Here is a 24,754-nt window from a genome sequence, read left to right as displayed (position 1 = left end):
GAAAGCACCACCATCTTACCTGGGGCACGGTAGCCTCACCGGCTCTCCCCTCCTAGGCACTACGGCCGGGGTGGGTAAACGGCGGTCGCGTCGTTGGCTCCGCTACCCACCCTGGCCGTAGTGCCTAGGAGGGAGAGAGCCAAGAACAGGCTACCTTGCGGAGAGTGTCCTGCATTCCAACCGGAGCGGCGCAACGCCGCTCCCGCGCTCGAGGCGCTCAGGCTGATGCACTCCGGACCTCTCTCGGCTGCTCGCGCGTGAAGCGCACGTCGTCGTCTCTTCGTCGCACCTGTCCTGCCGGCCGCTCGCAGCGGCCGGGCCGTGGTTGATGGGTTTACACCAAGGCCGAGGCCGCGTCGATGTAGCCTTCAGCCGCCAATTTCTCCAGCCGCGCGAAATATGCCCCGCGCGCTTCGGCATCCGAGTCGAACCAGAGCCGCTGGTGACGCGACGTGCCCGTGCGCGGGCCCCACTCCACCGCCACCACCTGGCCATCCAGGGAGACCCGGTACACCGTCTCCAGGCCGCTCTCCGCGTCCCGGCGCACGTAGGCGCGCGTCTCCGCGCGGATGAGCTTGCGGCCCTCGGGCGTCTGCCGCAGCGCCTCTTCCTCCGCCCGGCGGCGCGCGTAGGCCAGCCGCAGCGCCAGCAGGTGCTCGCAGGGGCCTTCCCGCAGCCCGGAGCGCCGGTGGTGCGGGCACCCGCAGCTGGCGTCCTTCACGCGGCCTTCCAAGTCCAGCGTGAAGCTGGGGAAGAAGCTGCGCAGGGCCTCGCGGTCCACCACCTCGCCGTGGATGCGGAGGCCTTCGCCCACCACGTCGTGCACCTTGGTCAGCTTCACCTCGCCCGCGCCCGGCGCGCCGTCGCCGCCCAGCAGTCGGTGCGCCCGCGCTTCCAGCTCGCTGCCGTAGCGGATGACGGCGGCGTCCACCGGCGTGGGCATCAGCTCGCGCGGACGGTACTGGCCGCGCGCCACGTCGAAGAGGATGCGCCCGCGCAGGCACTCCAGCTGGAGCGCCGCGCGCACGGACTCCTTGGGCGCGCCGGCGCTGGCGGCGAGCGTGTCGAAGGGCAGGGGGCCTTCGGTCCGCAGCCGGTCGCGGAGCCGCTCCGCCAGTCCGTCCGGTACCGCGCGGGGCATCAGCACGTCGAAGGCCGCGGCGGAGGACCACCCGCTCTCCGTCCAGCCCGTGAGGCCCAGCGTCAGCGTGGCCGCGCCCATGTCGATGACCCAGAACACCGGCAGGCCGGGGCCCATCAACTGCACGCGCACGGACTTCGCGTGGGGAAGCAGGCGCGCGAGCGCGGCCAGCCGCTGACGGCCGAAGGTGCGCACCACCGCGGGCGCGGTGCCGTTGTACGTGCCGCCGTGGCACTCCAGCACCAGCTCCCACGGCTCCAGCACCAGCCGGGGCGGGGCGCCGGGCACCAGCTCGAAGCGCAGCGCGCGCGGGGCCTTCTTCGCCTTGCGCGCGCGCAGGGCGAAGAGGAGGTTGTACAGGTCGATGGGCGCCAGCTCGCAGGTGCTCGCGGGCAGCGTGGCGGCGGACTGCACCTGGAGGAAGCCGCGCAGCCAGGCGTGGGGCACCTCCACGTTGCGCGGGGCGCGGGCCGGCTGGGAGGCCGGCGTGGCCAGCGCGACGTGGGCCTCCAGGGAGACGGGCACGTAGGTGCGCAGCCGGTCCACGCGCGCGGGCAGCTCCGGCGGCACGTCCAGGAAGGTGGAGCCGTGCGCGGCCTCGCGGCCCTCGAAGAGGCGGTTGTCGAAGGACAGCCGGGCGTAGGCGCTCTCGTCGCGGGAGAAGACCTCCAGCGACACGCTGTCCGGGTCCACCGTGAGCACGGGGTCCAGCACCGCGTCCTGCTGCTTCTCGCCGTCCAGCGCGTTGTCCAGGAACGCCTTCTGCGCCTCCCAGATGAGCGCGCTGGCCCGCTTGCCCTGCTTCATCAGGTAGGCGAGGTACGCGGTGCGGTCCTTGCCCCGGTAGCGCAGGTCGCTGGCGAGGATGCCGAAGGTGGCGGCCAGCGCGTCGCGGAAGAGGGCGGCGTCGGTGACGCGGCCGCTCACGCCCACGGTGCCGCGCGAGCCCTCCAGGGCCAGGCGGACGCGGGAGCCGTCCGTGCCGGACTCGACGTCGCTCGCGGTGGCGTAGCGCAGCTCGACGGGGTGTCGGGTGGCGGTCGTCACGACGGGTTCCCTTCCTTCCGGTTCCGGGCGCGCTCAGCGGCCCGGCGTGCTCGTTTGTGGGCGCGCCACGCGGCCTTGCGCAGCTCCACGGTTTGCGACTTGTCGAAGGCGGCCTCGTGCAGCAGCTTCGCCGCGTCGTCTCCGCCCAGGCGGCCCAGCGCGGCCCATGCGTCCTGCCGCGTCTCCGGCTTCGCGTCGGTGGCCAGGGGCTTCAAGGGCTCCAGCGTGTGGGCGCCCAGCAGCGTCGGCACCGACAGTCGGCGGCCCTCGGAGGTGGCCAGCAGCGCCGGCGTCGTCCGGGCGCCCATGGGGCCGAAGGCCACCGCGTCGAAGGGCTTCACTTCCAGCGCCCACGCGGTGGCGCGGTCGGGGGCGAGCTTCGCCAGCGCATCCGCCGCCGCCGCCCGCACCCGCGCGTCCGGGTCCACCAGGGACTTGCGCAGCGTGTCCGCCGCGGCGGCGCGCTCCTTCTCGTTCGTCAGCACGGCCGCCGGAGCCTGTCCGGTGAGCGTCAGCGTGCCCCCCGGCGTGCCCAGCCGGCCCAGGGCGCGCGCGGCCTCCTGGCGCACGGTGCCCGGGGCCGCCGCCTCTCCACCCTGGAGGAGGGTGCGCGCGGAGTCGGCCAGGCCCGCGGTGCCCAGCCGGGAGCCCGCCCACAGCAGGCGCTCCCAGGCGGCCACCAGCGCGGCGCGCTTGGAAGGCGCGGCGGAGGCCCAGTCCGTGGCCGTGCGGCGCTCGGCCGTCACCAGCGCGCGGGACAGCGCGGCCAGGTCCACCGCGCCGGGCTCGCGGGCCTCACCCGTCCAGGTGCCCACCAGCAGCGCGGCCTCCTCGCGGGCCTCCGGCTTGTCGTGGCCCAGCAGCGCCACCACCTCCGGCAGGGGCAGGGCGCCCCGGCGCGCGAGCCCGCGCCGCAGGCGCAGCCGCAGCGTCACGTTGTCCAGCGTGGCCAGCCGGGGCACCAGCAGCGCCGGGTCGCCTTCGTTGGCGAGGTAGGCCGCCGCGGGCGCGGAGATGTCCGGGTAGCGGCTGGCCACCGCGTGGAACTCCACCCGCGTGCGCTCGGTGGGGAACAGCACGTCGAGCGCCTTGCGCGCCTCCTTGCGCAGGTCCTGCTGGGGCGCGTCCAGCGCGGCGGCCAGGGCCGCCTCCGCCGCGGTGTCCTTGAGCTTCCCCAGCTCCTGGGCCGCGGTCAGTTGCACCGGCAGCGCCGTGCCCGTGTCGCCGAGCAGCGCCTCGATTTTCACGCGGGCGCGCTCCCCGCCGATAGCGCGCAGGCCCTTCACGCCGGCCTGCTGCAGCTCCAGCGTGGCGCCCTCCACCGCGGCGGCCTCCACCTTCTCCTCGACGCGGCGGCGCTCCTCGCCGTCCGGCAGCTTCGCGGCGAGCCGGCCCAGGCCCTCGATGGCGGCCGACACCATGCTCGGCTCCACGGGCGCTTCCGCCGTGCCGCCCGCGGCCACCGTCTCCAGCTCGGCCAGGGCGCGCGCGTCACCCAGCGTGCCCAGGGCCAGCAGGGCCCGCTCGCGCTGGCCGTCTTCACCCGCGCGGGCGTACAGCATCAGGGGCCGCAGCGCGCTGACGCCGCCCTTGAAGGCCACGCCCTCGGCGGCCGGCAGCATCAGCTCGCGCGAGCCGCCGCGCAGCACCGCCTCCAGCGGCTCCACCGGGGCGCCGTGCTCGGTGACGCGCCTGGCGTAGCGCTCCACCGCCTCCGCGGCCACGGCCGCGAAGCGGTCCGAGAAGAGGCTGGCCAGCAGCTCCGACTGGCCGGCCTCGGCGCCGTGCTCCAGCTCGCGCAGCGCGGCCAGCCGCACGGACATGTCCTGGCTCTTCACCGCGTGGCGCAGGAAGGACACGGCCTGGGCCGCGTCGCGCTTCTTCACGTCGGTGCCGGCCACGCTCATGGCGGCGGTGACACACGCGCTGCGGACCGAGCCCTCCTCGTCCGCCAGACACTGCCGGGACAGCACGTCCAGCGCCTCGGCGCGGCGGGTGTCGCCCAGGGCCGTCACCAGGCGCTGCCGCTCACCGGCGTCCTGGGTCGACGTGAGCCGGGCGGCCAGCGCGGCCACCGCGGCGGGCGTGGCCAGCCGGGACAGGGCCTTCGTGGCGCGCTTCGCGGCGGCGGCGTTCTCCGCGCGCAGGAAGCTGGCGAGCACCTCCACCGCGCGGTCATCGCCGCGCCACGCCAGCAGCTCCGAGGCGCGCAGGCGCAAATCCTCATGCTCGCTGGCCATGGCGCGTCCCAGCGCTTCGGTGACGCGCGAGTCGTTGGCGCCCGCCAGCCGCTCGATGACGCCCACGCGCAGGTCGGCGTGCTCGCTGCCCAGCGCGGCCAGCAGCGGCTCCAGGCTGCCGGGCGGGCTGAGCTTCTCCAGCAGCTCGAAGGCGTAACGGCGCACGTCCGTCAGCGGCGAGTTCAGCGCGGCGGTGATGCGCGGCTTCGCGGCGTCACCCCGCGTGGCCAGCTCATCCAGCGCCGCGCGCGCCACGTCCGGCGCCAGCGAGGCCAGGGCCAGCGCCAGCGGCTCATCGCTCCCGGCGGGGAACAGCTCCTTCAGCCCCGTCAGCGCGGCCTTGCGCACCAGTTGGTGCGGGTCTTCCAGGGCGCGCAGCAGGGCGGCCACGGCGGCGGGCGTGCCGGCGAAGCCCTCCAGCGTGAGCTTCACCACGCGGTCCACCGCGTCGCGGCGCACGCGGTGGCTCTCGTCGTCGCCGGTGGACACCTGCCGCAGCAGGCCGACGTAGGCGCCGAAGGCCAGCCGGCGCAGGTGCTGCCGCTCGGCCTGGGCGGAGGCCTCGGGCGAGGCGGCGGGGGCCTCCGTCTTCACGGCGGAGAAGATGCGCCGCAGCCAGTTCTTCGCGGGCGTGGCCTGCGCGGGCGCGCTGGCGGGCGCCGTCTCCGGTTTCCAGGGCGCGTCCAGCGTGCTCGGCCGCGCCACCTTCCTGGCGTGACGGAAGTACTCCAGCGGCTTGTCGCGCAGCAGCAGCACCTGGGCCGCCGCGTAGCGCTGCTCGGGCTGGAGGCTGGACAGGGCCTCCGCGAGCCCGACGACGTACTTCACGCGCTCCTCTTCGGCCGGCCATTCCTTCATGTCGGCCACCTTCTCCGGCCGAGGCGGCAGCAGGGCCTCCACCAGCTGGGCGCGCGCCGCGTCCGGCTCCGTGCGCAGCTCCAGCGCGCGGGCGGCGGCGTAGCGGACCTCCGGCCTGCCGCTGGAGAGGGCGCTGGTGAGCAGGTCGGGCGGCTCGCCCCGGCGGCTGGCGCGCAAGTCCCGGGCGAGGACGATGGCGAACACCAGCTCCTGCACCTCGCGGGCGCGGTCCTCCAGGCCGTGCAGCAGGCCGCCGTCGCCCTCCGGGCCCAGGGCCGCGAAGGAGAGGATGGCGCCCAGCCGGATGGGGAGGTGGTCGTGGCGCAGGTTGCCGGTGAGCACCGGCAGGGCGCGCGCGTCACCCAGGCGGGACAGGCCGTCCGCGGCCCAGGAGCGCACCGCCACGTTGGCGTGGCCCAGCGCGTCCAGCAGGAAGCCCTCGTCACCCCGGCGAGCGGCGGTGGCGAGCCCGCGCCCACCCTGCTCCTGGAGGTCGCCCAGCTCGTGCGGCAGCAGCACGGTGGCGAAGAAGGTCAAGAGGCGCCGCGAGCCCAGTGACGCCAGGGCCCGCGCGGCGCGGATGCGCAGCGGCACCAGGAAGGCCGGAGGGTAGAGCCGCTCCAGGTCCTTGTCGGTGATGAACGCGCGCATCGGTTCGATGATGTCTTCGGCGCCACGCGGCGCCAGCAGCTCCACCGCGCGCACGCGCACCGGCAGCGGCGCCGCGGAGAGGCCGGCCAGCAGGGGCCCGTTCTCGTCGGGCACCAGCTTGTCCAGCGCCTCCAGCGCGGCCACGGCGACGGGGACCTCCTCGTCCTGGACGCGCTTGAGCAGCGGCGAGCGCAACGGCTCGATGGGGGCGTGGATGGCGCCCTTCGCGGCGTGCTCCCGCAGCGGCGCGTGTGGGGTGGCGAGCGCCGCGAGGTGGGCCTCCGCGTGCTCCTTGCCCACGTGCTTCACCCACGCGTCATACGCGGCGGTGGCCACGCTGGTGTCGCGGTCCTCCACGGCCTTCTTCAGCCGCTCCATCGCCCAGCCCTCGGCGGCGCGCTGCGCCAGCACCTCCACCGCGCGGTGGCGCAGGTCGGGGAAGCGGCCCGCCAGCGCGCGGTCCAGCGCCTTCTCCGGCGCCTGCTCGTTCCAGGCCCACAGCGTGCGGAAGGCCTCGCCGCGCACCTTGCCGGACTCGTCCTCCAGCGCGTCACCCAGCAGCGGCTCCGCGCCCGGCGTCGAAGCGCCCAGCTTCACCAGCCGGTCCAGGCCGCGCACGCGCACGTCCTCGTGGCCCGAGCGCAGGGCGGCCTCCGCTGATTCCAGCGGCGCCTCTGCGTCCAGTTCCACCACCGCGTCCAGCGCGGCGGCGCGCACGTCCGCGTCCTCGTCGTCCAGCATCCACACCAGCCGCTCGCGAGCGCGCGCGTCCTGGAGGGCCTGGAGGGAGGAGGCAGCGATCCGGCGAATGGTGGCGTCCGGCTCGCGGGAGAGCTGGAGCAGCGCGCCCAGCGCCCGTGCGTCACCCAGCTGCGCCAGGCCGCGCGCGCCGTGCACGGCCGTGTCCGGCGTGCGGCAGGCCATGGCGGCCAGCAGCGGCTCCAGGTCGCTCTCGGTGATGGCCGCGCCCGTGGCGCCCTGCGCGGGCATCGCGTCGCGCGCGGCCTGGAGCTCCGCGTCGGTGATGGGCGCAGTGCCCGCGACGCCCTGCGCCCGGCGCGCGTGCTGAGCCAGCCAGCGGGACACTTCCTTGGTGCCCCGGGCGAAGCCCTCGTCACGCGACTCCAGCGCGTGGGACAGCGCTCGGCGCTCCATGACGCGGAGGGTGAAGGCCGTGCGGCGAACGCCGAGGTCCGCGTCATCCAGCGCGCGGGCCGCCAGGGGCTGGAGCTGCGCGTGCCCGAGCAGCCCCCTGGCCGCGGCGCGGACCAGCACATCGATTTTGAGCAGGGCCGGGCCGCGCTCGAAGGCGGTGCGCAGCGGCTCGGCGCCGTCGCCCGGCACCACCTGGGTGAGGGCGTCCAGCGCGGCCAGGCCGACCGCGCCCTGGCTGTCCGCGAGCTGTCCGGCGATGAGGCCCGGCACCAGCGGGGACGTGCCGCCCAGCTTCGCCAGCAGCTCCAGGCCCAGCACGCGCACCTCTGGGTGCTGCGAGCCCAGCGCCGCGCGCGGCGCGGACAGGGGCGACTCCGGCTCCAGCGCGACGAGCGCTTCCAGCGCGGCCTTGCGCACCATCGGGTGCGAGTCGTCCAGCCGCTCGCGCAGCTTGGGGCGCGCGGCGGTGCGGCCCTTGTCCGCCAGTTCGCGCACGGCGAGCCGCCGGACCTCCGCGTCCTTCTCCGTGGCCAGCACCTGGAAGAGGAAGTCCAGCGCCTCCGCCTCCTCCAGGGCGGCGGCCTCGCGCACCGCGGCTTCGCGGCGGGGACGGCCGGCCTTGAGTGACTCCGTCAGCAGGTCGATGCCGTGCTGGGACGTGTCGTGGTCGCCCGCGGGCGAGCCGTCCACCGCGAGGCCAAAGCGGTGCGCGCGGCGGTCATCCCCGCCCGTGAAGATGGAGCCCAGGGACGTCTTCGCCAGCCGCGGATTGACGGGCGGGGCGAAGGCGAGCGCCTGCACGGGCTTTCCACCCGCGTCGAGCGAGCGCGGCTTGCGGCGCACGTCCAGGCGCCAGACCTTGATTTGCCCGTCGCTGCCCGAGGACCACACGCGGTCGCCGGGCTCTTCCTCACCCGGCTTGACGGTGGGCGTGGGCGGGAAGAGCAGGGCGAGCACCGGGCCGGCATGGCCGGAGTCCTTCTCGCCGCGGACCTCGAACTCCACCGCGCCGACGAGGTACCAGATGCGCAGCTTGCCGTCGTCACCAGCGGACACCAGCCGGCCATCGCGCGGGGTGAAGGCGAGCGCGCGCACGGCGCCTTCGTGGCCAGGCATGTCACGCCGCGCGCCGGTGGCCACGGTGAAGACGTGCACCACGCCGTCGTCGCCCGCGCCCGCCGCGTAGGTGCCGGAGGGGTCCACGGCCACCGCGCGCAGGGGCTGGGTGGACGCCGTCCACTCGTGCAGCTTGCGCGTGGACTCCCAGTCCCAGGCGCGCACGGCGCCGTCCGCGCCCGCGCTGAAGAGCAGCGTGCCATCCGCGCTGGAGGCCAGCGCCGTGACGCCGCCGGGGTGCACGTCGTTGAGCTGGAACTGCACCTGTCCGTCGGACACCGCGCCGATGCGCAGCGTGCCATCCGCGCCGGCCGCGGCCCACTGTCCACCGGCCAGGGCGAGCGCATTCACCGCGGAGGGCAGCTCCGTGCTCCACAGCACCTTGTTGGTGCCCGGCTCGAACGCGGTGAGGCGACTGGCGGTGGAGGCGCGCGCGCCGCCCACGAGCAGCAGGCGCGCGTTGGCCGCGAGTGCACGGACCTTCTCGATGTTGCCGATGGCGAGTACGGGCATCACGCTCCTCAGTGGCTGCCCTTCTTAGCATCAGCGCCCTCAATAGAAGAGCGTGCAGTGCGGGAGTTCGTCGTGCCGCGCGCCGTCAGCGCCCGTCGCCCCGGATTCCGGTGGAGCGCAGATAGAAGCGGGCCGTCTGCGCGAGGAAGCGCAGGGGGTAGCCGGGGTCGGCGAGCTGGCGCTGGAGCTCACCCCCCAGCTCCGACAGCAGCGTCCGCAGCAGCGCCAGCTTGCCCGGGTCATCCAACGTGGAGGCGCGCCCCAGCGAGGGCATCCGCCGCCGCCACACCGGGCTGTTGGCCAGCGCGGCCCGCACCCCGTCGAGCAGGTCCAGCAGCGTGGGCGGCATCAGGCCGATGGAGATGGACAGCGCCTCCTCGGAGGCCTGCGCCATGTGCCAGTACCCGCCCGGGATGTAGATGAAGTCCCCGGCGCCCAGCGCGTGCGTCTCCACGGGCGTCTGCTCCTGCGCCGCCAAAGCGCCGCTGGGCACGGACTCCGGCAGGGGCACGGGGTGGAGCGTGTTCTCCCGCAGCAGGTAGTCCTTGCGGCCCGTCGCCTGGAGGATGAACACCTCCTCCGGGTCGCAGTGCCAGCCGAAGCCGTGGTGCGCCGCGGGCGTGCAGTAGAGGTGCAGGTTGATGCGGCCGTGCAGCTCCGCGCTGAAGGCGCGCGCCAGCTGGGCCAGCTCCGGGTGGTGCTGGTCCGGCTGCCGCAGCGCCAGCGTGTAACCCTGCGCGAACAGCTCCCGCGCCGCCTTCGCCGTCGTGGGCCGCGCGCCCGGGTAGGGCACGCCCTGGCGCGCGAGCAGCACGTCGCAGGCCGTCTCCTCGACGAGGAAGTCGATGGTCTCCCACGTCCCCAGGCGCTGGAGGCGCTCCGCTGCGGAGGCGCCGGTGAAGGGACGCCGCTGGTAGTGCTCCTGGAGGAAGCGCTCCCGCGGAAAGTCATTCAGCAGTTCATCGAGCAGCATGTGCGTTCAATCTGCTCAGGCGCCGCCGAGCTGCGCATCCGGGTGCGCGGCCCGCAGCCGCACCAGCGAGGCGAGGCAGCTCTGCCACTCCCCCTTGGCCAGCGAGCCGGTGAACTCCTCCAGCACCGGCGCCACCACGCGGGCGAAGGCCGCGTCGTCCAGGCCCAAATCCCGCACCAGCTCGATGACGCGGCGCTTGGCCACGCTGGCGGACAGGCGCTTCTGCACCTCGCCCTCGCGGGCCTCCTTGGCGCGGCCCGGCGGCAGGCCGAAGAGCATCTTCCGCAGGAAGGCGCGCAGCGCGTCCACGTCGGCGAAGCGCTCCGTGCCGCTGGCGGCCGGGGCCTCCTGGGCGCCCGCGGGCTTCCACCCCTCCGGCAGGTGCGTGGGCCGGTGCTTCTCCCAGAGGAGGCGCACCGCGAACAGGCCCACCTCGCGGTCCGCGCTCTGCATCAGCCACGCGAGCCGCTCGGCGCCGCCCAGCCGCGCGTAGTGCCGGCGGATGAGCTCCACCGCGACCTCGCGCGTGCTGCGTTTGGTGCTCTCCGTGAGGGAGAACACCTTCACCGGGTCCAGCTCCTCCGGCTGGAGCGTGTGCCGGGCGTCCGCGCCTTCCTCGCCCGCGCGCAGCAGGGCGTCATAGGCCAGGTTGCGGACCTCCTTCGCCTCGGCGTCCGCCAGCTCGTACACGCGCGTGTGCCAGCCCCAGGCGCGCAGCTCCGCGCGGGCAATGGCCAGGGCGAAGCGGCGCACGTCGTCACGCGAGTCGGTGAGCGCGGGCCACAGCAGCTCCGGCGTGTACGCCTTGCGCGGCGCGCGGGGCTTGAGGTTGTAGGACTTCGACTCCGGCTGCTCCGGCCCGATGACGGGGTGGTGGCAGCGCAGGTACGTCTGCGCGAAGGCGCGCACGGGCACCGGCTGCTTCGCGCCCAGGGCCAGCTCGAAGAGGCGCTCCAGGCCCGCGGCCGGGTCGCCCGCGTCACTGAAGTCCGCGGGGGCCACGTTCTCCAGCAGGTAGCGGTGCGCGAAGCCGTGCAGCTCCGGGTCGGCGCGGCGGGCCAGCGCCAGCAGCCAGGGCACGGTGAGCTGGCGCGCGGTGAACAGCTTGCGGTTGCCCAGCAGGCCCAGCGCCACGCCCCGGTACTTCGCGCTGAAGACGCGCGCCTTCACCTGCTCCACGTCCAGCCCGGGCAGGCTGTCGGCGCGCATGAGCGCCTGGGTCGCCATGTTGCCGATGCGGGGATGGGCCGCCTTCTCCAGCAGCCACTCCGGACCGATGGCCGAGGCCGCGTAGGCCGACAGCGCCCGCATCGCCAGGCCTTCCACGGGGTGGGGCTTCTTCTGCAGCCGCGGGTCGTCCAGCAGCGCCTTCCAGAAGTCCGAGGGCAGCTCGGTGGCGCCGTACTTGGAGCCGATGAAGCCCTTCACCCAGTTGAGCTGCTCGCCGGTGCCCAGGTACATGTCGCGCAGGAAGTCCGCGGGCAGCTCCGCCCGGTCGAACGACTGCGCCAGCGCGCCCGCCGCGAAGCCCGACGTGGCCTTGTGCTGCAGCAGCCGCCCCAGCAGCGCCACGCCCAGCTCGCGCGGGTTGCGCTTCTCCAGCGTGGCCGCGGCGAAGGACTTCACGTCCGGGGCGCCCTGGGCCACCAGCTCCTCCAGGCGCTCCGCCGGCAGGTCCTGCGCGTGGGCGCGGGCGTACTCGATGGCGTAGGCGCGGGCCTTGGCGCTGGGGGACAGGAGCAGCGCCAGCACCGCCTCATGCAGGCCCAGCTCGCGCAGCCGGCCCTGGTGGAACTCGGGCGAGCCCTGCAGCGTCTCCACCAGGAAGTCGTGCGCGCTGCCCAGCGGCCGGCGGGCGAGCCGGTCCAGCCACGCGGGCGTCACCTTGCGCAGCGCCTCCGGGAAGTCCTTGCGCAGGCCCTGGATGGCGAAGCTGGCGGCGGGGTCCGACTTACACACGTCCAAGAGGCGCATCAGCGCGTCCGGCGAGCGCTTCCACGCGTCCGGGAAGGCGCGGTGCTTCACCATGTCCGCGGGCGGCGGCATGGCGAAGGAGTCCTGCGAGTACTTGCCGCTGCCGTGCGCCCAGAGGTGGTGGGCCACCCAGACGCCGTACCAGGACGTGTCCGGCGTGTAGTGGCGCAGCACCTCCACCGCGAACTGCGGGTAGAGCTCCGGCACGGCGGCGCCCAGGTGGCGCAGGTAGCGCCACGCGCGGCGGCGCAGGTAGGTGAGGGTGCCGCCGGAGACCTCACGGCTGGCGCTGGGGCGGTGGCGCTCCACGTCGAAGCGCCAGGCGAGCACCCCGAACAGCTCCGCGTCGTGGTTGGCCTCCGCCAGCTTGTAGATGCGCTTGAGGCCGCCCCACAGGCCGAAGCGCAGGTCCGCGCGGCGGGCGATGTCCATCAGCGCCGCGCGCGAGGCCTGGGTGCCGCGCTGGTAGAGCGCCACCAGCAGGTCGGCCAAAGCCAGACGCGGAGGGCGGGGCACGTCCTGCTGCGCCAGGTAGCGCTGCCACGCCTCGGAGGAGGCCTGACGCCGCCCGTCCGACTCGTAGTGCGCCCGGGCCTGGGTGAGCGTCCGGAGCAGCGCGTCGAAGGTGAAGGCGTCCTTCGGCAGCGGCTTCTCCGGCGTCTGCTCGGGCTGCTCGAGCAGGGCGAGGACGGCATCGGCCAGGTCAGGGGACTCGGCGCGGACCAGCCGCTCCAGGTCTGCCGCGCTCAGCGCATCGCTCGTGGACGTGGACATGGAGGGGGGATTTACCACGCTACTTCTTCCAGAACATCAACGCGTCGAACAGGTCCAGCCCGGGGCCCAGGGCGGAGCGGGAGCTGTTGTTCTCGAAGTACGTCAGGTCCACGAGCAGGGCGACGGCCAGCACCAGCTGCCGCAGCCGGAAGTCGGTGCACTGGGGCTGGAAGTCGAGGGTGAAGTTGTCCGCGGCGCTGAAGCTCTCCTGCAGGAAGCCGCTCCAGCGTTTGCGGACGACGGCCACCTCCACGTCATTCTGGAGGACGCGGAAGGTCCAGGGCCTGAACAGGGGCCCCTTCACGGTGGCGATGACGGCGCCGCCCGGGGTGACGATGTCCAGCTTGCGCCCCAGGAGGGTGAAGCGCTGCTGGATGCGCGCCATCAACCGGCCATCCCAGGCGAGGATGTCCGCCTTCGTGAGGAGGAGGCTCCAGGGGCGCTCCACGACGAGCGCCACGATGCCGCCCAGGGTCATGCAGTCCAGCCGGGCCTTGTAGAAGGGCCAGAAGGTCCGCTGGAGCATGCCGCCGAAGCCACGGGCCTCCTCCTCCACGTACAGCGCGACGCGGCCCATGTCGTCGCAGACCTCGTAGCGGTTGCGCGTCTGGGCTCCGAAGATGATTTCCAGGCCCTCGCGAAACTGCCGCATGCGCAGCGCGGGGGCCTCCATCATTCCTTGGAGCGCCATGCGCAGCTCGGTGCCCATGTGCTTGGGGTCTCCAGGGAGTCCCTTGCCCGCGCCGGAGGGCACCTCGACCTCGGAGAGCGGCTCCAGGGCCGCGCTGGCGGGCGCCTCGGGCTTGCGAGGCTCGCGGCCCCGCCAGTCCAGCTCCAACTCGGTCGTGTCCGCGAGGGGGCGCTTGTCGCTCATTCACTTCACTCTAAGCCTGGGCCGGGCTCCCCGATAATCCCACCCCCGCTCAGGGCAGGGGCCGCGGCATCACCTGGATTTCGCGCTCCAGCGTCTCGCCCTCCGTGAGGAAGAGCTCCTCCCGGTGGACGGTGACGCGGGCGGGCTTCCCCTCTTCCATCAGGACGATGAACGTGTACGTCCCACCAGGGAGCTGCTCGTACACCCACACGCCCTCCTGGCTCTTCGTGGACGGGCGGAGGTCGCTGAAGCGGGCCCGCGTGCGCAGCTCCCGCGCGGACACGGTCGGTGGCACCGTGCCCGCCAGCAGCGCCTGGTAGCGCCCTTCGCCCGGCCTGGCCGGAGGCATCCGGATGCCGAGCCGCAGCGTGCCGCCGCCGGTGGCTTCCGTGAAGGCGAACGTCACCTTCCCCGTGGGGGGAATCGTCACGCGCTGCGGAAGGAAGGCCACGGCGCGGCCTTCCTCGTTCTGTCCCATGGAGGCTGACAGCGTGTAGATGCCCGCCGGGACGTTCCGGGCCTGGAACGTCCCCAACGCTCCGTCCACCGAGGCGGAGTAGTTCCCGTCGTTGTCCACGAGCTGGACAATGGCTTCCGCGGGTTTTCCGTCGCGGTCTCTCAGGGTGCCGTCCACCTGGGCGCCCGGGGCGACTCGAAACTCCAGTGTTTCGTCGCCGGTGCCAATGTGCTGGCGCAGCGGGGGGTGGCCCCGGTACGTATGGACCAGCAGGTCCAGCGGGCGCGCCTCCAGCGGGGCGAAGGCGAACGTCCCGTCCGTGCCGGTGGCCTCCGCGGCGATGGGCGCGACGTCCTTCGTCCAGCCCCCTTCATCGGGCAGGTGGGCCTCGACGACGGCGTCCGCGATGGGGCGCGACGTCTCCGCGTCCACCACCCGGCCGCGCACGAGGCGTCCGGCCTCCAGAAGCACCGCGCCCAGGTCCACGTCCTGGCCCGCGGACACCTGCACCTCGCGCAGCGCGCGTGTCAGCCCGGGGGCCTCGAAGGTCAGCCGCTGCGTGCCCGCGAACTCGGCGGCGAGCTCGAAGGCGCCCTGAGGGTCCCGGAAGGACTGCTGGTCAATGGTGAAGCGGGTGATGGGGGAGCCATCTCCGCGCACCACGCGGCCGCGGATGCGGCCCTGGCTTCGCAGCATCAGCCGCACGTCGTCCGCCCCGGACCTCGCGAAGACCACGAATGGGGGGCGCCCGGCCACGGTGGGGCCTGGGGCTTCGAAGGCATAACCGTCCTTCGACGCGCTCAGCGCGCACGCGCCCTCCGCCAGGTGGTGCAAGGTGAAGCGTCCCTCCGCGTCGCTGGAGGTGCCTTCGAAGACGCCGTCACGGGACCTTGGGAAGTTGTTCCCGTCCACCCGCGCGTCCGCCACCGGGCGTCCGTGTTCGTCCACGACGATGCCGGACACCGGGGCGCCCGTCTCCAGCCGCAGCGAGGCCTCCACGCGCTCCGTCCCCTGCACGGTGACGGTGCGCAGCGCCTTGGGCCCGCTGACGCCGAGGTCCGGCCCAGAAATCAGCGTGTACGTGCCCGGCCCCACCTCGGTGATGAGGAAGCGCCCCTCCGCGTCCGTTTCGGTTTCCTGGGAAGCCACCGCCTCGCGGGTGTCCACCAGGCTGAGCGTCATGCCGGGGATGGGCACGCCCTGGGTGTTCGTGACGACCCCCTCCACCTGGCCCGCCGCGCGCAGCGCCACGCTGAGCGCGGGGCCCGGCACGTCCACCTCCACCCGCTCCTCCACGTGTCCAGGGCGGGTGAGGACGAGCGTGTAGCCCCCAGGGTCGGGGAACGTGAGCTCGAAGCGGCCGTGTTCGTCCGAGGTGGTGGGGTCGACGTCTTTGCGGAAGGTCCCGGTCTCGACGTGAACCTCGTCGTCCACGTCGACGTCCACGTCGGGCAGGGGGTTGCCGTGGGCGTCGGTGACGGTGCCTTGGAGGAGGTGGGCGCGCGCGAGGGTGAAGTCCACGCGCTCGCCGGGGCTGGCGACCACGTCACGGAACTGGCCCTGGTGGCCTGGGGCCATGACGTTGAAGATGTAGGGCTCCGTTCGCAGGGGGCCCAGCCGGAACCGGCCATCCTCCGCCGTGGTGACGTCGTCCGCGGGAGGCGCCCGTCCCCTGGCCGCGCCGGCGCCCACCCTGGCGCGCGCGATGGGGCGTCCGGACTCGTCACGCACCGAGCCCTCCACGTAGACGAGCGTGCCCAGCCGCACGGTGGCCTCCGCGTCCCCGCCTTCCTCGGTCAGCGACACCGTGGCGAATCCGTGCTCGCCTTGTTGCGCCGCGCGCACCTCGTAGTCGCCCGGCGCGAGTGGCTCGAAGGAGAAGCGGCCCTGGTCGTCCGTCACGGTGACATGCGGCGTGTCCTCCACGTGGACGTCCGCCCCGGGCACCGGCTTGTCCTGGGCGAGCACGCGGCCGGACAGCCGTCGCGGTGGATGAAGGACGATGGGGTCGAGCTGCTCCGCGTCCACCTCTTGGCGCGACGCCGTGAGCAGGCCCTCGTGGGTGGCGACGACGGTGTATTCGCCCGGCGGGAGGGGACCGAAGGCGAAGCGGCCGTCCGCGTCGGCCAGGGCCTCGAAGAAGCGGGCGTGGTCCTGGTGGAAGAGCGTCAGGCGCGCACCGGGCAGCGGTGTGCCGGACTCGGCGACGACGCGGCCTGGAAGGAAGTGGCCTGCTTCGAGCACGAGCTGCACGTCCTGGGCGTCGGTGCGGACCTCCAGGGCCAGCGTGGCGTGGCGCTCGCCGATGGCCCAGAGCGCCACCCTGCCCTCGGAGAGGTCTTCGAGCAGGAACGTTCCGTCCGCCGCGGTGCGGGCCTGGGCCACCACGGGCGCGGCGCCGTGGCCGGCTTCGACGAGCGCGCGCACCAGCTCCTCGGGCTCGCCGATGCAGCCTCCGGAGGAGAGGGGCAGCTCCGGTGCGCGCGTGTCACATGGGCGCGCGGACAGGGACTCGCCGGGCATGTCGCGCGTGGCGGAGACCTGGATGCCCGCGGCGGGGCGGCGCCGCGAATCAAGCACGCGTCCGCGGAGCGAGTGGTCGCCACGCGGTGGGGGCGTCGGGACGCCGAGGTCGCGCCGTGCCGGGGTTCGCCGCGCGGTGGAGGTCGCTCGTCGCTCGCCGGTGTCCTCCGTCCGGTGGACGAGCGCCACGGCCAGCAGCAGCGCGAGCCCCCCGAGTGCGACCATCACCAGCGGCTGTCTGCGCATTGCGTCCCCCGGAGCGCGAGCCCCGCCTCGACCCCGGGGCGCATCTTTGCCCGGGGATTCAGGCTGGCGCTATGGGGTGGCGGTGCCGGGTGTCAGGGCCTCGATGCGTGCTTTTTCCGAGACGATGAGATTCCGGACGTGCTCGCGCAGGGACGCCACGTCGGTGAAGGCGCTGGGGTCGACGGGGGGCATGACCTGGACGTGGCAGCGGGAGGCGGTCTTCAGCACCAGGCCATGTTTGGGCAGGGTGCGGGCGGTGCCGGTGAGGACGATGGGGATGACGGGGCAGCGCTGCTTCAGGGCCAGCGCGAAGGCACCGTCCTTGAAGGGCTTCACGACGCCGTCGAAGGAGCGCGTGCCTTCGGGGAACATGAGGATGGGCACGCCGCGAGCCAGCCAATATTCGCAGGCCGCCATCATTTTGATGATGCTCGCCTTGTCGCCGCGCACCAGGGGGACGTAGCGGTTGAGCCGCATGTTCCAGCCGATGAGCGGCAGCTTGAAGTTCGATGCCTTGGAGACCCACTTGAAGGGGCGGTAGAGGCCGAAGAGGACCAGGATGTCGCCGAGCGACTCATGGTTGGCCACGAGCACGGCCGGGCCCCGCCAGGGCAGGTGTTCGCGGCCGTCGACCTCCAGGTGCCAGAGCGGGTTGACGTAGAAGTAGAGCTGCGCCCAGAAGCACGAATACAGGTGCAGGACGCGGCCGTCGCGGTCGAACGGCAGCGTGACGGCCCACACGAGCACGGCGCCCACGAAGAGCACGGCGCTGGAGAGCATCAGGAACGCCCAGAAGACGATGGAGAAGAGGAGTCGAATGGCGCGCAGTGTGCCACAGGCTCTTGGCGCGTGGGCTTGAACTTGGGGGCCCACGGGCGTCAGAGGTCCTTCCAGGAGCCCTCTTCCGTGCCGCGCCAACGTGCCCTGGCGCGGTGCATCCGCTCAATGTCAATGGTTGGTACAGACATTGGAAGCCCATGAAGCGTGTGTGAGGCTGTCTGGTAGGTTCGAGCCGGGAGGGCGCGCATTGCCCCGACTCGTTGCCATTCTTTACCTGCTGGTGGGGTTCGCTGTCCCGGCGCAATCCCTCACGGCCCCTCGCGAGCGTGTCGAGCGGCGCGTCATTCTCGCAGGCCCCGAAACGCAACAGCGGCTTTGGCGACGGGCGGCGCTCCGAAACGAAGCAACGCGGGTTGGGTTTGGCCCTGTCTCTGGAACTGTCGGGGGGAGGAGGCAGGGGGTCTCCCCGGCGCGTCAGGCAGTCCTCGACGCCATTGACGAGGTGAAGCGCTCCATGGAGGGCAGCGAAGCCACGCGCGCTCGGCTCGCGTCGCGTCCGCCCGCGCTCGGTGGCCGGGGACTCCATGGGGTGTTCACGCGCTACCTCGACCACGGCTCCAGGCAACGGGCCTGGCTCCGAGGAACGCTCGGGAGCGCCACCGCGTTGGTGGGAGTGGCTTCGCAGGTGGGGGACTCCGACATGGAGCGGGGCCTCCTTCGCATGTCGGGGCCTCGGCTCCAGGCCGCGATGTTCGGAGCCCTGCTGCTCGCCACGTGGGTGGACTTCCTCCAACTCGCTGACGCCGTGCTCCGACAGTGCCCCGCCTATAGCGTCGAGAAGCTGTACGCGGACCTGCTTCGCGTTCAAAGCCTGATGACTCCGACGCTGGCAGACCTCGCCTCGGGGGACTCGGAGCGCGTCGAAGTGGCGGCGACCGCGATGCCCGGGTTGATGGGGGAGCTGACTCGCGAGTTCGACACGATTCATCAAGGCGCCCGCGCGGCCATGGAGAACGGCGCCAAGCTCATGGTGGCGGCGCAGGTGGTGGAGACGCTCACCATGATTTCCACGATGAAGCTGTCACTCCCCCGGCTGCCCCCGGCCGGACCCGCGACGCTCGGCGTGGGGTTCGTCATGAACTCGGGTGGCGTCATGGTGGGCTCGCGAATCGTCGTCTCCGCGGAGTGGGTGGAGATGATGCGAAGGCTGGTGCAGGCGGGCGTCCTCTCCGTTCCGGCTGTGAGCGCGGCCATCCGCATTCACGGCGGACAGGTGATGATGGCCCAGGCGCACCAGGACTTGCCCAAGGGCGTGCGCGACGCGCTGGGGGACAGCCCCGAAGTGCGCGGCATGCAGGTGACGGGCAGAGCGGGCGCGGGCATGTCCGACGCGCCGAAGCACCACGTCCTGCCGAAGGAGCACCGCGAGTGGTTTGAGGCGCGCGGCTTCAAGGGGGACATGGACATCGACCAGTTCTGCGTCCGACTGGAGCGGGCCCACCATGAAGCGATTCATGGTGGAGGAAACTGGAGGCTGGGACGCATATGGCCCGGCGAGTGGAATCGGATGGTCATGGAAGCCCTGCTCGAAGCTGAGGTGGAAGTTGGACGTCAGTTGACGCGGAATGAGGTTCTGAACATTGCTGCATCGCGTATGAAGCGCTACGACATCCCAATGAAGTTCACGACGGGGAGTGCCCGATGACCGACGGGCGTTCATGGCGGGGGAATTGGAAGGCCCGCCTGTACGAGCGAGTCCGTGAGCACGGTTTCGATTCACTCACGGGATTTGCCGCCGCCCGTCCTGCCGTTTCGCTGAATCAGCTCGCGGAGGAACTTGGTAGGGACGATGTCGCGGGGGTTCAGGTGCTGAGCGGGCTCCTCGCCGAGGCGGAGCAGCGTAAGCAGGTCACACGGTTTGTGCGCGACGTACTCGTGCGCGAACTGGCCGAAAACCTCCCCAATGGCTGGCCGGCCGTGATGGACGACGAGACACGTTTCCAGGTGGCCAAAGCGCTCGGCTGCTGGTCCGCCGATACTCCTGATACTCACAAGGAGCGGGTCAGGCAGGCCAGGGCAGCGCTTCGCGCGACTCCGCCTCCTCCCGGCTGGCGCCCGCTCGATCCTGACGACGAGCTGCTTCGGGCGCTCCTTCCCGACGAAGAAGCCTGAACGTCAGCGGCGGCACCTGTCAGGTCAATGAAGGAGCCGCGGCGCATTCCAGGGAGCCGCCGCTGTCGGAGGGTACTTCCAACACCTGTGCCTCGGCGCGGTGCATCCGCGCGCCGTGGCGCGGCCAAGGGCCGGTCCACCCAACGGAAACCATGAAGCGCGAGTGAGGCTGTCTGGTAGGTTCGAGCCCGGAGAGCACGCATTGCCCCGACTCGTTGCCATTCTTTACCTGCTGGTGGGGTTCGCCGCCCCGGCGCAATCCCTCACGGCCCCACGCGAGCGTGTCGAGCGGCGCGTCATTCTTTCCGGCAACCCCTCCGAGCCGGTGCCGGAGATTCGAATCGCCGCTGGCACCACCACCCTGCTGCGCTTTGACGCGCGCCTCGACCGTGGCACGGTCGAGGTCGAAGGGCGCGAGCGCCTCCAGTTCGTGGATGCCGGAGAGCGAGTCCTCGTGCTGGAGCCCATGATGGACCTGGGCTCCGGGGAGCGGTTGCTGCTTCGCGTGCGCTACGCGGACGACGCCGCTCCCGCGCAGGGCGTCTTCGCGCTCGTCTCCAGCGCGTCCGAGGTGGATGTCCGGGTGGATGTCTTCCGGCGGCGCGACTCCATCGAGGTGCTGCGGGCCGAGCTGGCGGACGCGCGGGCGCGGCTGGTCGCCAAGGAGGCTGAGCTGGGTTCGCTCCACGCTCGCTGTCAGGCCAGCGGCCCCGCGGGACTCGTGCTGGCCGGGCTCCTGGACGAACGCGGCGTGGCCGGGCATCCGCTTGTGCGCGTTCTTGCGACGAAGCCCGGGCTGGGCCTGGTCTATGAGAAGGGGATGGCGCTCCACGCCGAGGCCTGGTCCGTGGTCTTCCTTCGCGTGCGGAACACAGGCGCGGAGCAGTGGGCCGCCACGACGGCGGAGTTGGTCAGTCTCTCCAGTGGAGAGCGCGTCGAGGTGGTGGCCGTCAGGATGCAGCAGCCTGTGATTGCTCCAGGCGACACGGGGCACGTCGTCATCGAGGTGAAGAACCCACCGGCGAGCGCTGGAGCAGCGTTCCATCTGGAAGTAGGGGATGGCGCGGGGCGGGGGCGGACGCTCGCTCTTCGTGTGATGTTGGGAGGGACTTCAAAGTGATTGCCATGTACCACCCCGCGCAGCTCCAGCCCGGCCAGATGCTGGACGGGTGGCGCGTCATTCGACTGCTGGGAGCGGGCACCTACGGCGCCGTCTACCGGGTCGAGAAGAATGGCCAGCACTTCGCGATGAAGCTGGCCATGCACCGCGCCAGCAGCGGCGACGCGGAGCAGGCGGACGCGCGGCTGAAGCGGGAGCTGGGGTGTCTGGTCCACCTGTCGCACCCGAACATCATCGCCTCCCGGGCTCACGGCCGGTGGCCAGACCTCGTCACGGGCTGGCTCTACGTCATCCTCGACCTCGTGGAGGGGTACACCCTGGCCGAGTGGGTGGAGCGCATGCACCCCACCGCCCAGGAGGTCACCCGCGTCTTCGGGAAGCTGGCGGCGGCCCTGGACTACATGCACGGGCGCGGCGTCTTCCACCGGGACTTGAAGCTGGGCAACATCATGGTGCGCGCTGCGGATGGTGAACCGCTCATCCTCGACTTCAGCGCGGGCGACTACGCCCACGCCGAGGACCTGACGGACGCGCCGCTCCCACCCGGCACGCGGCGCTACCGCACGCCGGAGGCCTTCCGGTTCCTGCGCGAGAACGGCGACAAGCATGACGCGCGCTATGAGTTCAAGGTGGCGGACGACATCTACGCGTTGGGCGTCTGCCTCTTCGACGTGTTGACGGCGCCCGAGCCAGTGAGTGGCGTCTTCAGGGCGCCCGTCGAGGGCCGATGGATGCCGCCGCCCGCGCGGACGTTGAATCCGCGCGTGCCGGGGCCGCTGAGCGACGTGGCCATGACGTTCATCGCGCGCAAGCCGGAGCATCGGCCCCCAACGGCGGAGGTGCTGCGGCGCAGACTGGAGGCCTTCGCCATGGAGGCGGGGCCGGAGTGGACGGTGCCCCTGCATGCCCCGGCGGCGAAGCCGCGCCTCGACCCGGCGACAGGCGCCGAGGAGCCCGTACCGCCGCGTCCGCGTCCCCGAAGGTGGGCCGTCCTGGCCGGGGCCGTGTTGGCCGTGGGCCTGGCCGCCGGGCTCTCCATGATGAGCGCTGCTCCCCCAGAGGCGCCCGCGAGTCGTCCGACGCGGGACGCGGGGACCGTGGCCCTGGCCGAATCACCCGCTCCGTCGTCCCCGCTCGTGGTGGATGCCGGCGTGTCACGGGACGCCGGTGCCGCGCCGCCTGTGCCCACCACTTCATCCGCTGGGGTAGCGTCGCCCCGGCAAGTCCCTGTCCAGAAGGAAAGTCCCGCCGTGAAGCGTGCCCCCACCGTCACCAGCCCGTCCGCAGCCCCGGCCAAGAAGGCCCTCTCCACCGGAGGAAGCAGGGCGGAGTTCCTCAGGAAGTGCGCAGCCGCCAGCGCCGCCGTGGCCTTGCAGCTCGGGTGCCCGAGCAGCTCCCAGGTGCGCCCCGCCTCGGCGGAGTGCCCCACCGAGGCGCGGGCGGCCATGAAGAAGCTGGGTTTTTTTGCGACGCGCGGCACTGGCGCCGTCTATGTCACCCTCGACCTGCGACAGCCCGGGCGCGCAGATGAGCTTGGGGTGTTCGGCGACGGCCCCGTGCGCGGTGTCGTTGAAGAAGGGTGGCGTGCCATGCCCACGGGCACGATTCTCTACGGCCAGCTCTGGACGGGGGACGGGCGTCTCTATGCCCGCTATACCCGGGCCGAATATCCAGACGGGAACACCTATCCCGTGTGCCTGGTCATTGGGGAAAATGGACCGGAGGAAGGGGCAGAGGGGTCGGTGCCGGGAGCCGTCATCTTCAACCGCACCGAACCGACCTTCCCCGTGCAACACTGGCCATGAGCGCGAATGTAAAGAGAGTTTGCAATCCAGGAATGACAACGGACTGGGAGTGAATTCGGGGCGCTGGGCGGTGGCGACCCGTGACGTCATTCACTCTGGAGACGACGGGCGGTAGCCTGCTGTCTGTCTTTGCGCGGCGTCGCTCGCGAAGGCGTCACGGAGACCCTCTTCATGTCCAATGGTGATGACCCTCGGCCCCCCGAGGGCGCGGTCCTCTTTTACAATGGGGACACCGCGTATGAGTTCCTCCAGAACCTCGGCCTGGGCCGCAATGGCGAGCGCCTCATGCTTGCTCGGCCGCGCACCCCTTCCGGCTACCAGTCCAAGGTGCTGCTCAAGTGTGTGGTCCTGCCGGAGGCGAAGTTCCTGGAGATGTATCCACACGCCCGGGCGCGGCTGGAGGAGGAGACGCGGCTGGCGCGGTTCCTCCATCACCCCAACATCGCCCGGGTCCATGGCCTCTTCGAGATGAAGTACGGCCTGTGCGCCGTCCTGGAGTCCGTGGAGGGCTTCAGCCTGGACACGCTGCTGGCCATCGCCCAGACGCGGGGCAGCTATTTCTCGGAGGCCTTCGTCCTGTATGTGTTCGCGGAGGTCGCGGGAGCCCTGGCCTACGCGCACACGCGGACGGACGACGCTGGCGTGCCGCTCGGAATCGTCAATCGCGACATCAATCCCGCGCGCATCCGCTTGCGTCCGAATGGCGCCGTGGCGCTGACGGACTTCGGCGTGGCCTTCTCCCGGCTCGCGGGCCGCATCGCCACGTCGCTGCCGCGTCCCAGGGGAGATGTCATCTACGCCGCCCCGGAGGCCATGCTGGGGGAGGCCGTGGACGCGCGCGGGGACCTCTTCTCCCTGGGGCTGACGATGCTGGAGTTCGCCACCGGCAGGCACCTGTACGACCCGGCGGACCTGAAGATTTCGGAGGCGGAGTCGCGCCTCTCCCCCGCGGAGCATGAGCGCGTCTTGCGCGCCTCCATCACCCTCATGGAGACAGGGCAGCCACTCCATGTGGAGGACGCCATCTGGTGTGCCATGGTGTATCGCGCCCCGGACATCGGCCGTGCGGCCTTCGGCGTGTCCAAGCACCTGCGCGCCATCTTCTACACGCTGCTGCGCCGCAAGCCCGCGGACCGCATCCCGTCAGCGGCCGAGCTGGAGACCGCCATTCGGGCCCAGTTGTCGCAGGTGGGGCCCTACGGCGCGGAGGACGCGGTGAAGGAGGTCCAGCGGGCGCTCCTCGAAGCGGGCGAGGCGCTGGAAGAGTTGAGCCTGGTGGACGATGAAGGCGGCTTCGTCCCGGCGGACTGGCGCGAGCACCCGGACACCGTCGAGACGCGGCCGGGAAGCTACATCTCGGATGAGCTGACGACGGCGCCCGGGGCGCGTCGGGCCGGGAAGACGCCACCAGCCGCCTGACGTCGGCACTCCAATCCCTTCACCGAAACGGAAGCACTACCGGCCCGGCGTGACGCGCTGAGCGGGGTGGAAGGCGCGTGTCATTTCTTCCCCCAGGAGGGGGCATTCACGGGAGTCGTGTATGCGTTGGATGCGGAGTCGTGCTGCCGTATTGCTGTTGCTCCTGGTCCCCTTGCTGGGAGGGGCCTCGGAGCCTCCCTTGCCCGAGGAAGAGGCAGATTCCGCATCGTCGGCACCTCCCGCGCGTGGGTGGCACACCCTGACGCGCGTGGAGGCGACGACGCTGGCGTTGCTCCCGCGCGCGGGAGCGGGCGGTGACGCCGGCTTCATCCAGGTGGAGCCCACCCTCATCATCGACGGCGGCCCCGAGTTCGGAGTGAACGTGGGCGCACCCGTGCGCTTTCGCCTGTGGGGTGGTGGTGAGGGCGCGGACTTCGTGCGGCGGGAGGACTGGGACTCCCTTTCGGACTGGGGGCAGCTCGTGCGTGGCCTCAAGTTCGGCTCGGACGACGCGCCCCTGGGCGTCTGGTTCGGCGCCTTGGAGGGACACAGACTCCTCTCCGGGCATCTGGTCCGTCGCTACTCCAACCGGACGAATCCGGACTACCACCCGGCCGGGGGCTTCTTCACCGGCACCGTCGGCCCGCTCTACGCGGAAGCCTTCGCCTCGGACGTGCTGGGCGCGCGGTTGATGGGGGCGGAGCTCTCCCTGGACATGGAGCACCTCTTCTTCGGCAAGCCCGAGGAGCACGGACGCTACACATTGGGCCTGTCCGCCGTGCATGACTGGGGGCGCGCGGGTGGCCACGCGCCAACGGTGACGCTGGCTCACGTCGACGCAACGGCGGTGGTGGTGGTGCGACCTGACTACGAGGTCCACCTGGTTGGGGGCTGGGGTGGCCGTCCTGGTGAGAGG

General features: G+C 72.2%; 12 protein-coding genes and 1 pseudogene. 6 read left to right on the top strand and 7 right to left on the bottom strand.

The window, feature by feature from the left end; all coding sequences use genetic code 11:
- Nucleotides 1-334: 334 nt before the first annotated feature.
- From G4D87_RS05650 to G4D87_RS05620, 7 genes are all read right to left on the bottom strand, one after another.
- Nucleotides 335-2,188 (bottom strand): SWIM zinc finger family protein, encoded by a 1,854-nt coding sequence (locus G4D87_RS05650; protein WP_163779745.1) that lies wholly within the window; start codon nucleotides 2,186-2,188, stop codon nucleotides 335-337.
- Nucleotides 2,185-8,721 carry a HEAT repeat domain-containing protein gene (locus tag G4D87_RS05645; RefSeq protein ID WP_205507444.1) on the bottom strand — a complete coding sequence of 2,179 codons (6,537 nt, stop codon included), beginning with the start codon at nucleotides 8,719-8,721 and terminating at the stop codon, nucleotides 2,185-2,187. Before G4D87_RS05645 ends, G4D87_RS05650 begins: the two co-directional genes overlap by 4 nt.
- 85 nt (nucleotides 8,722-8,806) lie before the next feature.
- On the bottom strand, nucleotides 8,807-9,694 hold the full coding sequence (locus G4D87_RS05640) for a cupin domain-containing protein (RefSeq protein WP_163779740.1): 888 nt from the start codon (nucleotides 9,692-9,694) through the stop codon (nucleotides 8,807-8,809).
- A gap of 15 nt (nucleotides 9,695-9,709) precedes the next feature.
- Nucleotides 9,710-12,442, bottom strand: a complete 2,733-nt coding sequence (locus G4D87_RS05635) for a hypothetical protein (RefSeq protein ID WP_163779739.1) — start codon at nucleotides 12,440-12,442, stop codon at nucleotides 9,710-9,712.
- 19 nt (nucleotides 12,443-12,461) lie between these two features.
- A complete protein-coding gene (locus tag G4D87_RS05630) occupies nucleotides 12,462-13,316 on the bottom strand; it encodes a phospholipid scramblase-related protein (RefSeq protein ID WP_163779737.1) in 855 nt (284 codons plus the stop codon).
- A 49-nt stretch (nucleotides 13,317-13,365) separates the two neighbouring features.
- Nucleotides 13,366-16,542, bottom strand: a complete 3,177-nt coding sequence (locus G4D87_RS05625) for a carboxypeptidase-like regulatory domain-containing protein (protein ID WP_163779735.1) — start codon at nucleotides 16,540-16,542, stop codon at nucleotides 13,366-13,368.
- A gap of 69 nt (nucleotides 16,543-16,611) precedes the next feature.
- Entirely contained in the window at nucleotides 16,612-17,322 is a 711-nt protein-coding gene (locus G4D87_RS05620; RefSeq protein WP_163779761.1) for a lysophospholipid acyltransferase family protein, read from the bottom strand.
- Between the two features lie 514 nt (nucleotides 17,323-17,836).
- Here G4D87_RS05620 and G4D87_RS05615 point away from each other — a divergent pair.
- The 6 genes and pseudogenes from G4D87_RS05615 to G4D87_RS05590 form a co-directional block, all read left to right on the top strand.
- Complete coding sequence (locus G4D87_RS05615; protein WP_163779733.1) at nucleotides 17,837-19,027, top strand: DUF2380 domain-containing protein; 1,191 nt, start codon at nucleotides 17,837-17,839, stop codon at nucleotides 19,025-19,027.
- Nucleotides 19,024-19,494, top strand: coding sequence for an NUDIX hydrolase (locus G4D87_RS05610; protein WP_163779730.1), 471 nt, complete (start codon nucleotides 19,024-19,026; stop codon nucleotides 19,492-19,494). Before G4D87_RS05615 ends, G4D87_RS05610 begins: the two co-directional genes overlap by 4 nt.
- Nucleotides 19,495-19,696: 202 nt before the next feature.
- Entirely contained in the window at nucleotides 19,697-20,614 is a 918-nt protein-coding gene (locus tag G4D87_RS05605) for a DUF2381 family protein (RefSeq protein WP_163779728.1), read from the top strand.
- Between the two features lie 5 nt (nucleotides 20,615-20,619).
- Complete coding sequence (locus G4D87_RS05600) at nucleotides 20,620-22,419, top strand: serine/threonine protein kinase (RefSeq protein WP_163779726.1); 1,800 nt, start codon at nucleotides 20,620-20,622, stop codon at nucleotides 22,417-22,419.
- A 171-nt stretch (nucleotides 22,420-22,590) separates the two neighbouring features.
- Nucleotides 22,591-23,838, top strand: a complete 1,248-nt coding sequence (locus tag G4D87_RS05595; protein WP_163779724.1) for a serine/threonine protein kinase — start codon at nucleotides 22,591-22,593, stop codon at nucleotides 23,836-23,838.
- Nucleotides 23,839-24,037: 199 nt separating this feature from the next.
- Nucleotides 24,038-24,754 (top strand): annotated as a pseudogene (locus G4D87_RS05590) (hypothetical protein); the annotation flags it as partial.

This window comes from Myxococcus vastator (genome assembly GCF_010894475.1).
Classification (GTDB): Bacteria; Myxococcota; Myxococcia; order Myxococcales; family Myxococcaceae; genus Myxococcus; species Myxococcus vastator.
This window is presented reverse-complemented; position numbering and strand designations above follow the sequence as displayed.

Coding starts and splice junctions, on each gene's coding strand:
- G4D87_RS05610 (WP_163779730.1), top strand. CDS start 19,024: ATGACCGACGGGCGTTCATGGCGGGGGAATTGGAAGGCCCGCCTGTAC.
- G4D87_RS05615 (WP_163779733.1), top strand. CDS start 17,837: ATGGAGGGCAGCGAAGCCACGCGCGCTCGGCTCGCGTCGCGTCCGCCC.
- G4D87_RS05620 (WP_163779761.1), bottom strand. CDS start 17,322: ATGCTCTCCAGCGCCGTGCTCTTCGTGGGCGCCGTGCTCGTGTGGGCC.
- G4D87_RS05625 (WP_163779735.1), bottom strand. CDS start 16,542: ATGCGCAGACAGCCGCTGGTGATGGTCGCACTCGGGGGGCTCGCGCTG.
- G4D87_RS05630 (WP_163779737.1), bottom strand. CDS start 13,316: ATGAGCGACAAGCGCCCCCTCGCGGACACGACCGAGTTGGAGCTGGAC.
- G4D87_RS05645 (WP_205507444.1), bottom strand. CDS start 8,721: ATGCCCGTACTCGCCATCGGCAACATCGAGAAGGTCCGTGCACTCGCG.
- G4D87_RS05600 (WP_163779726.1), top strand. CDS start 20,620: ATGTACCACCCCGCGCAGCTCCAGCCCGGCCAGATGCTGGACGGGTGG.
- G4D87_RS05640 (WP_163779740.1), bottom strand. CDS start 9,694: ATGCTGCTCGATGAACTGCTGAATGACTTTCCGCGGGAGCGCTTCCTC.
- G4D87_RS05595 (WP_163779724.1), top strand. CDS start 22,591: ATGTCCAATGGTGATGACCCTCGGCCCCCCGAGGGCGCGGTCCTCTTT.
- G4D87_RS05635 (WP_163779739.1), bottom strand. CDS start 12,442: ATGTCCACGTCCACGAGCGATGCGCTGAGCGCGGCAGACCTGGAGCGG.